Origin of the sequence: Deferribacter thermophilus, assembly GCF_049472675.1 — a bacterium.
GTDB lineage: Bacteria > Chrysiogenota > Deferribacteres > Deferribacterales > Deferribacteraceae > Deferribacter > Deferribacter thermophilus.
In genome coordinates this window covers 24,132-39,468 of sequence record NZ_JAPNXM010000014.1, presented here as the reverse complement: position 1 = coordinate 39,468, position 15,337 = coordinate 24,132, and the positions used below count along the sequence as shown (strand labels likewise).

Here is a 15,337-nt window from a genome sequence, read left to right as displayed (position 1 = left end):
TTAAAAATTAAGCATAATTTAGCAGAAAATAGATTAAATATCAATATGTTATATAAATTTTACTGTGCAACACCCTTTATATTTGTAGAACCAGTTCTTTGGTAATCAATATATGTAGTTCCAGTAAAAAGATGGTCGAGATTATGTGTACCATCTTTAAATTCATGTTTTATTTTACTTCTGTATGACATTCCAAACTTCCAATTTTCAGTTATTTTATAATGTAATGCCACGTTCCAACCATAAGCCCAGTCATCAGTCCCTTTTAATTCAGAATTTGCATCTTCTACTCCAACACCATGAAAACCTTGCCATATTTTGTTCTCTAGAGTTACATCCATCCTCTGAATATCTATTCCTGCTGCAATACTTAGTTTATCATTTATCTTGTAAGCAATATTTGGATTTATAGTTAATGTTACAACTTCTGCTTTTGTCCCACCAACTATATATCTTCCTTTCCAGTTGTCTGGCCATTCGGTAGCAAGACCAAAATTTGAAAAAACACCTAATCCTACCCATATCTTATCAGTTGTTTGCAGTGTAGCGTAAAAATTAGGAATGTAAAATGTTTTGTCTTTTGCATCTGTAGATTGACCTGTTGAATCACTTTCAAATGTTGCATAAGGATGAATTGGCGAGAAACCTAACGATAATTGCATCCTTTCTAATTGTGTAATACCTGCAGGGTTGAAATATACTGCAGAAGGATCGTCAGCTTGTGCAACAAATGCACCACCCATGCCAAGGGCTTTTGCCCCTTGCTCATTAATTTGGAAACCGTTAGCATAAAGTAAGACAGGAAATAGTAGTATTACAAAGAGCTTTAAAAAAGATGATACATAACTTTTCATAAAACCTCCTTTTATAAGATTATATGCAAACAATATTATATTTTTTTTGAATAGTCAATTAAAATGTATAGAAAAATAGGTATCTATAAAAAGGAAATGTTTGTAAGTAAATGATAAAAAGAGTTAAAATTTGTGTTAATGGTTGTGTAAAATGTAAAAAATAATTCTATTTTTACATAAGATAGATTTGTTAATGATTAGTTTAGTAGTTTTACTAGTGTATGTAATTTAAGGTAATTTCGAATTTTTGTTGGGGGTATTTTTTAGGATAATTTGTTTTTTGGAATATCTTTTTGTTTTATTGAAGGTATAATTTTTTAACTATGTTTTTAAAATGCTGAATATATGCTATTTTGTTTTAATTTTGAAAAACTAAACTAGAAAAGATGTTTTTCTATGAACAAAATTTCGCTAAATTTAAAATAATATTTTAAAAAGCTTGACATTTACGTTAAATGTGTTATTAGTAAAGTTGAATAGTTATTCAATGGGAGGGATTATGCTTAAATGGCCATTTAAATCGGTTCCAGAGATTTTAAAACATAATGCTGTGAAATATTCAGATAGGCCTGCCTTGGGTTACAAGAGATCAGGTAAGTGGGTAAATGTTACTTATGCAAGATTTTATGAATTGGCATTGATGGTAGCTCGTGGTTTGAGAAAGCTTGGAATAAAACCAGGTGATAGAGTTGCCATACTATCAGAAAATAGGCCTGGTTGGGTTATTGCTGATATGGGGATATTGTCAGCTGGTGCTATAACTGTACCTATTTATGCTACCAATACTCCTGATCAGGTAAAATATGTTTTAAACCATTCGGAGTCCCGTATTGTGTTCATTTCAAATAAAGTTCAATATGATAAATTGGTACAGATAAAGGATGAAATACCTCATGTAGAGCACATTATATCTTTTGATAGGTTTTTAGGTAATAAAGATTTTCCAGTGAATACTCATCTACAATTGGCTGAAGTTTCTGTCCCTTTAACAGAAGATGAAAAGAAAGAGATAGAAGAGGTTATTGATAGTATAAAGCCTGAAGACCTTGCTACCATAATTTATACTTCAGGGACTACCGGTGTTCCTAAAGGTGTTATGTTGACTCATTATAATTTCGTATCAGAAATAATATTAGGTACTAAGAAAGTTGAAGTTTTGCAGCCAGAAGATAAGTTTTTGAGCTTCTTACCATTGAGTCATGCTTTAGAAAGAGCAGTTGGCTATTATATCCCTATATATAATGGTTGCCAGATGGTTTTTGCAGAAAGTATTGAAAAGGTACCTGAGAATATGGTTGAAGTAAAACCTACCTGGATGGTAAGTGTACCAAGGCTTTTTGAAAAGATGTATTCAAGAATATATGAAAATGTTCACGCTTTAACTGGTTTGAAAAAGACCCTGTTTCACAAAGCTGTAGAAATTGGAAAGGCTTATGTAGAGAAAAAATATATTAAAAATGAGCCTACAGGCTTTTTAGGTTTCAAATACAAAATTTTTGATAAGTTAATTTTTTCTAAGATTAGAGAAAGATTTGGTGGCAATATAAAAGGTTTTGTTTCAGGTGGTGCTCCTCTTGATAAGAATATAAATGAATTTTTCTGGGTTCTTGGGTTACCAATTTTTGAAGGGTATGGTTTAACAGAGACCAGTCCAGGTGTTTGTATTAATACATTTAAAAAGGTGCGTTTTGGATCTGTAGGTACAATGTTTGAGCATACTTATGCAAAGCTTGATGAAGATGGTGAAATATTACTTAAAGGCCCGATGATTATGAAGGGGTACTATAAGAATGAAGAAGCTACAAAAGAGGTGTTAGACGAAGATGGTTGGTTTAGAACAGGTGATATAGGTAAAATAGATGAAGATGGATTTTTGTATATAGTGGACAGAAAGAAAGAGCTTATAATTACTGCTGGCGGAAAAAATATTCCACCACAGCCAATAGAAAACGAATTAAAACTTGATAAATATATTTCTCAAGCTTTTGTGTATGGAGATAGAAAGCCATATCTTGTCGCACTTTTAGTGCCAAACTTTGAAAGAGTTATTGAGTATGCAAGAGATCATCATATCGAATATATTGATATGAGTGACTTGCTTGCAAACGAGAAGATCATTAAACTTTTTAAAGAAAGAGTGGAAGAAATTAATAAAAAGTTACCAAAATATGAAACAATCAAAAAGTTTTCTTTAGTGCCAGTAGATTTTACAATTGAAGGTGGCGAATTAACACCAACTTTAAAGCTAAAAAGAAGAGTGATTTATGAAAAATACAAAGATAAGATAGAGTGTTTATATTCTGAAAATGGTGATTGTTTTACTTGCACGTAAAGGAAAAATATGTTATAAAGTCGTTTGTAATAAAATGAATGATTAGTCAGGAGGAAGTGATGAGACAAATTAAAAAAGCAGCCGTTTTGGGTGCTGGCGTGATGGGGGCAACAATTGCCGCTCATTTGGCAAATGCAGGGGTTGAAGTAGTTTTACTTGATATTGTACCAAGAGAACTTACTGAGGAAGAAAAAGCCAAAGGTTTAACATTAGAGGATAAGGTAGTTCGTGATAGGATAGCTAGGAATGGTTTGCAAAATGCTTTAAATATGAAACCTGCAGCTTTTTATTTAAAAGAGTTTGCAGATCTTATAACTGTTGGCAATTTTGAAGATGATATGCACAAGATTTCAGATTGTGATTGGGTTATAGAAGTTGTTGTAGAAAATATGAATATTAAGAAGAAGCTATTGTCAGAAAAAGTTGTTCCTAATTTTAAAAAGGGTGCAATTTTATCAACAAACACAAGTGGTCTATCAGTTAATGAAATGGCGGAAGTGTTGCCAGATGACATGAAAAAGAACTTTTTAGTGACGCATTTCTTTAACCCTCCTAGATATATGAGGTTGATGGAGATCGTTCCTTCTAAATATACAGATCCAGAAATTGTTTCTTTTATGGCTGATTTTATCAGTAAACGTTTAGGTAAAGGTATCGTTTATGCCAAAGATACTCCTAATTTTATTGGTAATAGAATTGGCGTTTACGTAATGTATTCTGCTTTTAAACATTTAAAAGCTCTTGATATGACAGTGGAAGAAGCTGATGTGGCAGCAGGTCCTGCTATTGGTATGCCTAAAACAGCAATATTTAAGCTAGCTGACCTTGTTGGTATAGATACCATCGTTCATATAGGTCATAATACATATAACCTTTTAAAAGATGACGAAGAGAGAGAAATTTATAAAGTACCTGAATTTTTAGAAGAGATGGTTAAAAAGGGGTTGCATGGTAATAAAACAAAGCAAGGTTTTTATAAAAAAGAAAAAACTGCAGAAGGTAGAAAAACTTATTATTATGACATAAATACAGGTGAGTATAAAGAGGCGGTGAAACCTAAATTTGCTTCTGTGCAAGCTACAAAACAGATTGATGATGTAGCTACAAGGATAAAAACTGTTGTCACAGGTAATGATAAGGCATCAGAGTTTACTTGGAGAATCCTTAGAGACACATTGATATATACATTTAATAGAATTCCAGAAATAGCTGATGATATTGTAAATGTAGATAATGCAATGAAATGGGGCTATAACTGGGAGCTTGGCCCATTTGAAATTTTTGATGCTATTGGTGTTAAATATTTTGTTGAAAGAGCAGAGAAAGAAGGGGTAAAAGTACCTGAAAAACTTAAATCTATAGAAAGATTTTATAAAGTTGAAAATGGTGTAAGATACTACTACGACATTTTAGCTGGTGAGTATAAACCAGTTCCAACCGATGAAAAAACTATAAATCTTGCATTATTGAAAAATGCAGGAAAAGTTGTTGAGTCTAATAAAGGCGCTTCACTGATAGATCTTGGGGATGGTGTATATTGTCTTGAGTTTCACACAAAGATGAACTCTATAAGTGGCGATATTCTCTCTATGGTTAAGAAATCTATACAGTATGTTGAGGAAAATGGTGTAGGTCTTGTTCTTGCAAATCAGGGTAAACAATTTAGTGTTGGTGCAAACCTTGCTATGCTTGCTGTTGCTATTGCAGAAGGAGCATTTGACGATATTTATATGATGGTAAAAGCTTTCCAAGATGCTGCAATGGCTATTAAATATTCCAAAGTTCCTGTTGTGGCTGCACCTTTCCAAATGGCACTTGGTGGTGGATGTGAGTTTTGCTTACATGCTGATGCAAGGGTTGCTCATGCAGAAACATATATGGGGCTTGTAGAAATAGGTGTTGGCTTACTTCCAGCTGGGGGTGGTACAAAAGAGATGGCTATTAGAGCAATAAAACTTGCTGAAAGGTATAATACTGATGTTTCACCTTTTATTTTCAAAAACTTTATGAATATTGCAATGGCTAAAGTATCAATGGGTGCTTATGAGTTATACGACTTAGGATACTTAACTGATGGCGATACAGTAACTATGAATATAGATAATCTGATTTATGATGCTAAAATGAAAGTATTGGATCTTGCTCAAAATTATAGACCTAAAACCCCACTTAAAAACTTAAAAGCACCTGGTAGGAGTGTGGCTGCAAGTATCAAATCACAATTATGGAATATGAAAATGGGTGGATTTATAACTGAGTATGAAGAATATCTTGGTGGCATAATAGCTGATGTGATTACTGGAGGAGATGTAAATCCTGGAACACCTATTACAGAAGAGTACTTACTAAAACTTGAAAGGGATGCTTTTGTTAAGCTCTGCTCACAGAAGAAGACTGTAGAAAGAATTCAGCACATGCTTAAAAAAGGTAAACCTTTAAGAAATTAAAATAGATTGATGGAGGAATAAAAATGAGAAAAGCATATATATTAGCCGCATACAGAACACCAGGATGTAAGGCTAAAAAAGGTAAATTTAAAGATATGAGGCCAGATGATTTGGCTGCTGCAGCAATTAAAGGGCTTGTGGAAAGAACAGGTATTGATGCCAAAGATATAGATGATGTTCTTATTGGCTGTGCTTTCCCTGAAGGTGAGCAGGGGATGAATGTGGCTCGTGTGGCATCTTTCAAAGCAGGTTTACCCATTGAAGTTCCTGCGATGACAATTAATAGATTTTGTTCAAGTGGCTTACAAACTATTGCAATTGCAGCAGAAAGAATCATGGCTGGTTTTGCTGACTGTATAATTGCAGGTGGTACAGAGTCTATGACTATGGTTCCTATGGGTGGGAATAAATATAGTGCTAACCCTGATTTGGTATCAAGCTGGCCTGAAACTTATGCTTCTATGGGTATTACAGCTGAGCTTGTTGCTGAAAAATATGGTATCAGTAGAGAGGAGCAGGATGAATTTGCATATACTAGTCACATGAGAGCTGCAGCTGCTATTAAAGAAGGTAAATTTAAAGATGAAATAATCCCTGTAGAGGTTGAGCATACTGCTGTTGATGAAAAGAACAAGGTAGTTAAGACTAAAGAGGTTGTGGATATAGATGATGGTGTAAGACCTGGTACTACAATCGAAGGGTTGGCTAAATTAAAGCCTGTTTTTAGAGCAAATGGTACAGTAACTGCTGGTAATTCTTCACAGATGACAGATGGAGCTGCTGCAGTTTTAGTAGTTAGCGAAGATTACTTAAAAAAGATAGGTGCTAAACCGCTCGCAAGATTTGTAGCTTTTGCAGCTAAAGGTGTAGCTCCAGAAATTATGGGGATTGGGCCAGTTGCTGCAATTCCTGCTGCATTAAAATATGCTGGTCTTGAGCTCAAAGATATAGGTTTGATTGAATTAAATGAGGCTTTTGCAGCACAATCATTGGCAGTCATTAAAGAGCTAGGTTTAAATAAAGATATAGTTAATGTTAATGGTGGTGCAATAGCTCTCGGTCACCCATTAGGGTGTACTGGTGCAAAGCTTACTGCTACATTGCTTCATGAAATGCACAGAAGAGATGTAAAATATGGTATGGTATCTATGTGTATAGGTGGCGGTATGGGTGCTGCCGGAATTTTTGAAATTGTAAAATAAAAATATAGAGGGAGTGGAATATGGCTAAGAGGTTATTTAAAGGAGCAGAATATTTAATAACAGAAGTTACTAAAGATGATGTTTTTACGCCTGAAGATTTTACTGATGAGCAAAAACAGATTGCTGAAACAACTGAGCAGTTTGTGCAAAATGAGGTATTACCTGATTTAGAAGAGATTGATAATCAGAATTTCGATTTAGTTGTAAAACACATGAAAAAATGTGGTGAGTTAGGACTTTTAATGATAGACGCACCAGAAGAGTATGGTGGTCTTGATCTTGATAAAGCAACAAGCATGCTTGTGGCTGAAAAAATTGCTCCTTCTGGTTCATTTTCAGTTGCTTATGCAGCTCATACTGGGATTGGTACTTTACCACTTGTTTATTATGGGACTAAAGAGCAGAAAGAAAAATATCTTGAAAAGATTATCACTGGAGAATGGATTGCAGCTTATTGTTTGACAGAGCCAGGTTCAGGTAGTGATGCTCTTGGAGCAAAAGCAACTGCCACTTTAAGTGAAGATGGTAAATATTATATTTTAAATGGTACAAAACAGTTTATCACAAATGCTGGCTTTGCAGATCTTTTTACTGTTTTTGCGAAAATAGATAAAGAGCATTTCACTGCGTTTTTGGTTGAAAGAACCTTTGAAGGTTTAGAGCTTGGTCCTGAAGAAAAGAAGATGGGGATAAAAGGTTCTTCAACTCGCCAGGTTATTTTAAATAATTGTAAAGTTCCTGTTGAAAATGTATTAGGTGAGATTGGTAAAGGGCATAAAATTGCTTTCAATGTTTTAAATGTTGGTAGGTTTAAGCTTGGTGCAGCTGTTACAGGTGCTGCAAAATATGCATTATCTGAAGGTATTAAATATGCAAATGAAAGAAAGCAGTTTGGAAAACAGATAAGTAGTTTTGGGGCTATAAAGGAAAAAATTTCTGATATGGTTGCTCATATCTTCGCTGCAGAATCAACTATTTATAGACTTGCAGGTTTGATTGATGATAGACTGGCTACTATTGATAAGTCTGCAGAAAATTATTATGAATTATATCAGAAAGCTATTGAAGAGTATGCAATAGAGTGCTCTATCACAAAAGTTTTCCCTTCTGAAGTTTTGGCTAAAGTTGTTGATGAAGTTGTACAGATTTTTGGTGGTTACGGTTTCATACAAGAGTATCCTGCAGAGAGATTTTATAGAGACGAAAGGATTAACAGAATTTTTGAAGGTACAAACGAAATTAACAGATTGTTAATCCCTGGTATGCTGATGAGAAGAGCAATGAAAGGGGAATTACCTTTCCAGCAAGAGGCTATGAAAGCGGTAGATGCTCTTATGACTCCATCTTTTGATGAAATTGATGATTCAGTGCCTTTTGCTCAAGAGAAATACACATTGCAAAATCTTAAAACACTTTTCTTGGTGGTAGCTGGCGCTGCTGCTCAAAAGTATATGGATAAGCTTGTTCATCAACAGGAGCTATTAATTGCATTAGCTGATATTGCTATTCAAATTTTTGCAATAGAAAGTGCTCTTTTAAGGGCTGAAAAGAATATTGGTAGAGTAAGTGAAAAGAAAGCTAAATTGATGGAAGCTGCAGTTAAAGTATTTACTTTTGATGCAGTAGAAGCAGTAGCAAAAGCTGCTAGAAAAGCTGCCTTCTTCACTGAAGAGGGTGATAATTTAATGATGATTTTAAGTGGTATTAGAAGATTTACTAAATATGATGCAACTGGATTGCTTCAGTCTAAGAGATTATTAGCTGATGAAGCAATTGAAGCAGAAAAATACATATTCTAAATTGGGGCTTTTATAAGCCCCTTTTTTTTTCAATAGAGGGTTAAAAAGTGGTTAATCAATATACAGTTGATACACCATATCCTGTGGGGCCTGTCCATTTTTATGTAAAAGATTATAATAATTTTTTAGTTTTATTTGATACTGGGCCTAATACTTCTTTGGCAAAAGAATTTTTAAAAAAAACGGTAGATTTTAGCAGACTTAAATATGTGTTTATAACTCACTGTCATGCAGATCATTACGGTTTAATTCAATTTTTAAAAGAAAATACAGATGCAGAGATTTTTGTATCAAAATATGATTTGTTTAGGCTTAAAAACCTTGATTATAGAATCAAAATGATGGAAAAGATTCTTAAAGGTATCAATATGGAGCAGTCCGCAATTGATGGTGTTATTAAAACTTTGATTAGTTTTTCGAAAGAAGTTCCTGTGCCAGATAGTTTAAATGTTTTGGAAGAGTCAAAGGGTATTTTAAAGAGTCTTGATATTGCATATATTAGATGTCCAGGTCATTCGCAAAGCGATATTGTTTATTTACTAGATGGATTTGCTATAACAGGTGATGTTTTTTTAAGAGGTATTTTTCAGACTCCACTTTTAGATATTGATGCAGATTTTCAAGATAGAAAGTTTGATAATTATTCAGCATTTTGTGATACAATTTTGAAAATGAAAAGAATAGAGGAAAATTATAAATTTTTACCTGGGCATAGGGAGTATATTGATAGCGTAAATGAACGAGTAGAATTTTATGTTAAAAAGATGTGTGAAAGATTGAATAATATTAAAAAATTTTTAGCTAATGATGATATTTTGGGAGCTTTAAAATCGTTAGTGGGTGATTTTTTAATAGATCCTTTTAAAACTTATATAAAACTTTCTGAAATATTATTTTTCTACGATTTTTACAAAAATCCTACAAAACTTCAAGAATCTCTACAAAGAATAGGTATCCCTTTTAGAATCTGCTTTTAAGTATTTAGAGATATTTGAATAATAATATAATTTTCGAAACTAAAGTAGCTTTAGATTGCTTCGCTAACGCTCGCAATGACAGATTTCCAGTCGTTGCGAGGAGCGTAAGCGATGAAGCAATCTGTAGAACTAAAGTTCATTTTATCGTGCAAATATTCTTATTTATAATTTATTGTTTATAATGTAAGAGCACCTTAGATAAGGTGCTCAAAATTTATAAGATACTATAAATATGGTTTAATGCTTCATCGATTTTTTCTGGATTTTTACCGCCAGCTTGAGCCAACTCTGGTTTACCACCACCGCCACCACCAGTAATTTTTGCTATCTCTTTGACGATATCTCCAGCTTTGTATTTTGATGTTAAATCTTTAGTAACACCGCATAAAAATGTTACTTTATCACCATTTACTGAGCCAACAAGCACAATTCCAGATTTGATCTTTGCTTTTGCCATGTCAACAAAGTTTCTAAGTGCATTAATCTCTGTGTTGTCCATTTTGACAGCTAACACTTTAACGCCATTAATTTCTTTTACATTTGATAAAATATCTTCAGCTTTACTTGCATTTAATTTGTCTTGCAGTTTGCTTAATTCTTTTTGTGTATTTTTTAGTTGTTCTTGAAGTTCAGTGATTTTAGAAGGTACATCGTTAATATTTGATTTAAGTAATAGTGCACTTTTCTTGGCAATACTATTAATTTCTTGAGTGAATTTTACAGCTTCTAATCCAGTAACTGCTTCTATCCTTCTGATTCCAGCAGCAACACTTGCTTCACTTACTATTTTAAATAAACCTATATCCCCAGTTCTTTCCACATGGCATCCACCACATAGCTCTTTGCTAAATCCTGGTACTTCTACAACTCTTACCTCTTTGTCATATTTTTCACCAAAAAGTGCCATTGCCCCTTCTTTAATTGCCTCTTCGATGGGTTTTATAGTTTTAGTTACTTCTATATTTTTAATTATATTTTCATTTACAAGGAGTTCTATTTTCTTAATCTCTTCATCATCTACTGGTGCAAAATGGGTAAAGTCAAATCTCAATCTATCTGGTGCAACAAGTGAACCAGCCTGTCTTACATGATCACCAAGTACCATTTGTAGAGCTTTATGTAAAAGGTGTGTAGCTGTGTGGTTTCTTTCTGTATTCTTTCTTTTTTCTACATCGATTACTGCTGTTACTTTATCACCTTTTTTAACTTTACCATTTAAAAGTTTACATTTATGAATAATTAAATTTCCCACCTTTTTACAATCTAATACTTCTATGTTGCAGTTTTCATTATAAATTTTACCAGTATCTCCAACCTGACCACCACTTTCTGGATAAAATGGGGTTTGGTCTAAAATCAATTCAAATTCACTACTTTCTGATATTTCTTGAGTTTCATTATCATCTTTAACGATGGCAAGGACACTACTTTCTGAATTTGTATTTTCATAACCAATAAATTCTGTTTTGAACTGGTTTTCTAACTTTTTGTAAATATCTGCGATGAATGATTCCCCACTACCAGCCCAAGCTTGTTTTGCTCTTTCTTGCTGTTTTTTCATCTCTTCATCAAAGCCAACAAGATCAAGTTTATAACCATTATCTTCCATAATATCCTGAAGTAAATCTACTGGGAAACCGTAAGTGTCATAAAGTCTAAATATTTCAAAACCAGGAATTTCCTTATTTTCCCTATATTTTTCTAAAAGTTCTTCAGCTATTTTTAAGCCTGTTTCCAGTGTTTTGTTAAATCTTTCTTCTTCAAATTTTACTACTTTTGAAACATAGCTTTTTTTATCCATCAATTCTATGTAAGGGTCACTCATGAAATCACTAACAAACTCACAAACTTGATAGAAAAAAGGCTCTTTAAATCCGAGCATTTTGCCATGTCTCATTGCTCTTCTCATTATTCTTCTTAAAACATAACCCCTACCTTCGTTTGAAGGTAACACACCATCAGAAATTAGAAAAGTTGTTGCCCTTGCATGGTCAGCAATGACTCTTAATGAAGTGTCATCTTTTTCATTATCACCATAATTTTTATTGGATAATTTAGCTGCATATTCAATAATGGGTTTAATGAGGTCTGTATCAAAATTGCTTGGGACTTTTTGAACTACAGCAGTGATTCTTTCAAGCCCCATCCCAGTATCTATACTTGGTTTTGGTAATGGGTTTAATTTTCCACTTTCATCTCTATTGTATTGCATAAAAACTAAATTCCATAATTCAAGATGTCTATCACAATCACAGTATGGGTCACAATCTACCCTTCCACATCCAATTTCTGGACCCTGATCTATCAAAATCTCAGAGCATGGCCCGCATGGACCAGTATCACCCATTGCCCAAAAATTATCTTTTTCATCCATTCTGTATATTCTATCTGCAGGAACACCTATATGTTTATTCCATATTTCAAAAGCTTCATCATCATCTTTGTAAACAGTAATATATAATTTATCTGCTGGGAGATTTAGCTCATTTGTAAGAAATTCCCAAGTGTATTCGATCGCTTCTTTTTTAAAGTAATCGCCAAAGGAGAAGTTACCTAACATCTCAAAAAATGTGTGGTGTCTTGCTGTTCTACCAACATTTTCTAAGTCGTTGTGTTTCCCCCCTGCTCTTACAACTTTTTGACAGGAACATGCTCTGGTATAATCCCTTTTTTCTCTGCCTAAAAAAACATCTTTAAATTGGTTCATCCCTGCATTTGTAAAAAGTAAAGTAGGGTCATTGTGAGGTACAAGTGATGAAGATGGAACTCTTGTATGACCTTTACTTTCAAAGTATTTTAAGAATTTTTCACGAATCTCTTTACCTGTCATTTCCCTCTCCATTTTTAAGTTTGTTTAAATATTCAGTCCACTCAATTGGTAGCATATATTTCTTTTTATTGTTACAATCTTTGCAAGCTGGCACCACATTCCCTTTGGTTGTTTTCCCACCTCTAATTATTGGGACAATGTGATCCATTGTAAGTTCTTTTGGTGAAAAAGATTTTCCGCAGTAATAACATTTCCCCTCTGCTAATTTATTTTTCCACCATTGCTTTTTTCTCAGTTCTCTAGCTTTTTGTTTTTCTCTTTTTATAAATTTTTCGTCTACTTCTATTATAAAAAAACTGTTGTCCATTTCCATTTTTCTGATTATAGTTTAAAACTGTTATATTTCAACAAAAATGTGCAGGGGGATATTATGAAGAAAACTGAGTATTCAGGTTTGGAAGAGCATGGTTTAGTTAACCTTTCAAGAATTTTTTGGAACCTTACTACACCTCAACTTTATGAGGAAGCGGTTAGGAGAAGAGAAGGTTTGATAGCGCATTTGGGTCCTTTAGTGGTTAGGACTGGTCATCATACTGGAAGGTCTCCAAATGATAAGTTTATTGTAAAAACAGAAGATGTAGAAAACGATATTTATTGGAATAATAGTAATAAACCAATTAGTGAAGAGAATTTTGAGAGATTATATCATAGATTACAGGCATATTTGCAAAATAAGGAAGTTTATGTCCAGGAGTGTTATGCAGGGGCTGATGAAAAATATCGAATAAAAGTTAGAGTGATTACAGAAACAGCTTGGCATAATCTTTTTGCAAGGAATATGTTTATAAAAGTATTAGACTTGAAAAAACTTGAGACTTTTGAGCCTGATTTTACTGTAATTGCAGTGCCAAGGTTTCATGCAATTCCAGAAATAGATGGGACAAACTCCCAAACATTTATTATCATAAATTTTAAGAAGAGGTTGGTTTTAATTGGTGGCACGAGTTATGCAGGTGAGATAAAAAAATCTATCTTTACTGTGATGAACTACCTTTTACCAAAACAGAATGTAATGTCTATGCACTGCTCAGCTAATGTTGGAAAAAGAGGTGATGTGGCACTTTTTTTTGGTTTGTCTGGAACAGGTAAGACGACATTATCTACAGATCCAAACAGAGCACTTATAGGTGATGATGAACATGGATGGAGTGATGATGGAGTATTTAATATTGAGGGGGGATGTTATGCAAAAGTGATTAGATTATCTCCTGAAGCTGAGCCTGATATTTATGAATGTACAAGAAAGTTTGGAACAATACTGGAAAATGTAACGATAAATTCAAGGACAAGAAGAGTTGACCTTGATGATGACTCACTAACAGAAAACACGAGGGCAAGCTATCCGTTAACTCATTTAAATAATATAGTTTCTGATTGTAAAGGTGGTCATCCAGAAAATATTATTTTTCTTACTTACGATGCCTTTGGGGTTTTGCCGCCGGTGGTTAAATTAACTCTTCCTCAAGCAATGTATCATTTTATTTCTGGTTATACAGCAAAAGTAGCAGGGACAGAAAAAGGGGTGACAGAACCTAAAACCACATTTAGTGCTTGTTTTGGAGCACCTTTTATGCCACTTCATCCTTCAGTATATGCAAAGTTGCTTGGTGAGAAAATCGTAAAGTATAATGTTGATTGCTGGCTGATAAATACTGGGTTAACTGGTGGGCCTTACGGTGTAGGAACAAGATTTAAAATCCAACATACTAGAAATATTGTAAACTCTATTCTAGATGGAAAATTAAAAGATGTTGAATTTGTTGAGGATAATGTTTTTGGATTTTTAATTCCAAAAAGTGTCCCTGGAGTACCTGATGATGTTTTAAATCCAAGACTTGCCTGGAGCGATAAAGCAGAGTATGATAAGACAAAGTTAAATTTAGCTAAAGCTTTTGTGGAAAATATGGAGAAATATAAAAAGGATATTGATCCAGAGATTTTAAAGGGGGCACCAAGAATATAAAGTCAGGCTGGCAATATGCCAGCCTTTTTAATTTGAACTTAATATATTTGCAATTTTCTATATATTTAGACTCATGAATAATAAATTATTTATTTTTATAATTATTTCTTTTTTAATACATTTAGCTGTTATCATTTTTGTTAAGGTTAATAAAGTTACGGTTAGAGAGCAAAAGCCTTTATATGTGGATATAATCGAGAAAAAGAAGCCAGTTTCTAATAAAGAAATAAAGAAAAAACCTGATATACTATCTGAAGAAGAGAAGGTTTTAAAGAAAAAGGGGAAAATAGAGAAAAAACAGGGTGAAGTAATTGCAAAGAAAAAGTCTCCCCCTTTAAAACAGCAAGAGAAAAAAGAAGTTAGAAAAATTATTCCTAAACAAAGTGAAATTAAGGAAAAGATACAAAAGGGTATCACATCAAAACAACCTGAGAAAAAAAATAAGAAAGAAAAGATTGTTAATGAAAATATAGGTAAAAAGAGTGAATTGACTAAAAAAAATGAAGTGGTTGGAAAAGATAAAATTGCAAAAATTTTGAATCCTCAAGATATAATATCAAAATACGCATTCCCATCTGAAAAAGGCTCAAAAGAGGGTGAGGATGATGTTGATGTAAGTATGATGAAATTTAAATATGCTTCATATTTTAAAAAATTTGAGAGGAGGCTTTATCAGGTATGGCATTATCCAAAAAGTTCTGCTATGAACGGTGAAGAGGGAACAGTAAAAGTGAAGTTTACAATATTAAAAGATGGCACTATTACAAATATTCGGGTTATAATGAGTAGCGGTTATCCAGAACTTGATAAAGAGGCTGTTAGAGCATTGAAAACCATGAAAGGCGTTCCACTACCAGAGTCTTATGGACTAAAAAGGCTTAATGTTACAGGGTATTTTTCATATAGACTAAATTATATGTTCGTATATTAGGT

10 protein-coding genes are annotated in these 15,337 nt (G+C 33.3%); 7 read left to right on the top strand and 3 right to left on the bottom strand.

Annotation, left to right across the window (positions count from 1 at the left end):
* Positions 1-59: 59 nt before the first annotated feature.
* Entirely contained in the window at positions 60-854 is a 795-nt protein-coding gene (locus tag OWM07_RS10435; RefSeq protein ID WP_423303674.1) for an OmpP1/FadL family transporter, read from the bottom strand.
* A gap of 499 nt (positions 855-1,353) precedes the next feature.
* On the opposite strand from OWM07_RS10435, the gene OWM07_RS10430 reads away from it, so the two are divergent.
* The 5 genes from OWM07_RS10430 to OWM07_RS10410 are packed head-to-tail and all read left to right on the top strand — an operon-like array spanning position 1,354 to position 9,611.
* Positions 1,354-3,186 (top strand): AMP-dependent synthetase/ligase, encoded by a 1,833-nt coding sequence (locus OWM07_RS10430; RefSeq protein ID WP_423303673.1) that lies wholly within the window; start codon positions 1,354-1,356, stop codon positions 3,184-3,186.
* A 59-nt stretch (positions 3,187-3,245) separates the two neighbouring features.
* A complete protein-coding gene (locus OWM07_RS10425; protein WP_423303672.1) occupies positions 3,246-5,633 on the top strand; it encodes a 3-hydroxyacyl-CoA dehydrogenase/enoyl-CoA hydratase family protein in 2,388 nt (795 codons plus the stop codon).
* 23 nt (positions 5,634-5,656) lie between these two features.
* The gene (locus OWM07_RS10420; RefSeq protein ID WP_423303671.1) at positions 5,657-6,835 is read left to right on the top strand and encodes a thiolase family protein; all 1,179 of its coding nucleotides are present in this window, start codon (positions 5,657-5,659) and stop codon (positions 6,833-6,835) included.
* A 20-nt stretch (positions 6,836-6,855) separates the two neighbouring features.
* Positions 6,856-8,634, top strand: coding sequence for an acyl-CoA dehydrogenase family protein (locus OWM07_RS10415; protein WP_423303670.1), 1,779 nt, complete (start codon positions 6,856-6,858; stop codon positions 8,632-8,634).
* A 47-nt stretch (positions 8,635-8,681) separates the two neighbouring features.
* Positions 8,682-9,611: an MBL fold metallo-hydrolase gene (locus tag OWM07_RS10410; protein ID WP_423303668.1), complete on the top strand. Its 930-nt coding sequence runs from the start codon at positions 8,682-8,684 to the stop codon at positions 9,609-9,611.
* Positions 9,612-9,825: 214 nt separating this feature from the next.
* Here the strand turns inward: OWM07_RS10410 and alaS are convergent, their stop codons facing one another.
* The gene (alaS, locus tag OWM07_RS10405) at positions 9,826-12,441 is read right to left on the bottom strand and encodes an alanine--tRNA ligase (protein WP_423303667.1); all 2,616 of its coding nucleotides are present in this window, start codon (positions 12,439-12,441) and stop codon (positions 9,826-9,828) included.
* Positions 12,431-12,748 carry an HNH endonuclease gene (locus OWM07_RS10400; RefSeq protein ID WP_423303675.1) on the bottom strand — a complete coding sequence of 106 codons (318 nt, stop codon included), beginning with the start codon at positions 12,746-12,748 and terminating at the stop codon, positions 12,431-12,433. Before OWM07_RS10400 ends, alaS begins: the two co-directional genes overlap by 11 nt.
* A 63-nt stretch (positions 12,749-12,811) precedes the next feature.
* Between OWM07_RS10400 and pckA the strand changes: the two genes are divergently transcribed.
* Both pckA and OWM07_RS10390 read left to right on the top strand, forming a co-directional pair.
* Positions 12,812-14,404 (top strand): phosphoenolpyruvate carboxykinase (ATP), encoded by a 1,593-nt coding sequence (pckA, locus tag OWM07_RS10395; protein WP_423303665.1) that lies wholly within the window; start codon positions 12,812-12,814, stop codon positions 14,402-14,404.
* 73 nt (positions 14,405-14,477) lie between these two features.
* The gene (locus OWM07_RS10390; RefSeq protein WP_423303664.1) at positions 14,478-15,335 is read left to right on the top strand and encodes an energy transducer TonB; all 858 of its coding nucleotides are present in this window, start codon (positions 14,478-14,480) and stop codon (positions 15,333-15,335) included.
* The last annotated feature ends 2 nt before the right edge of the window (positions 15,336-15,337 follow it).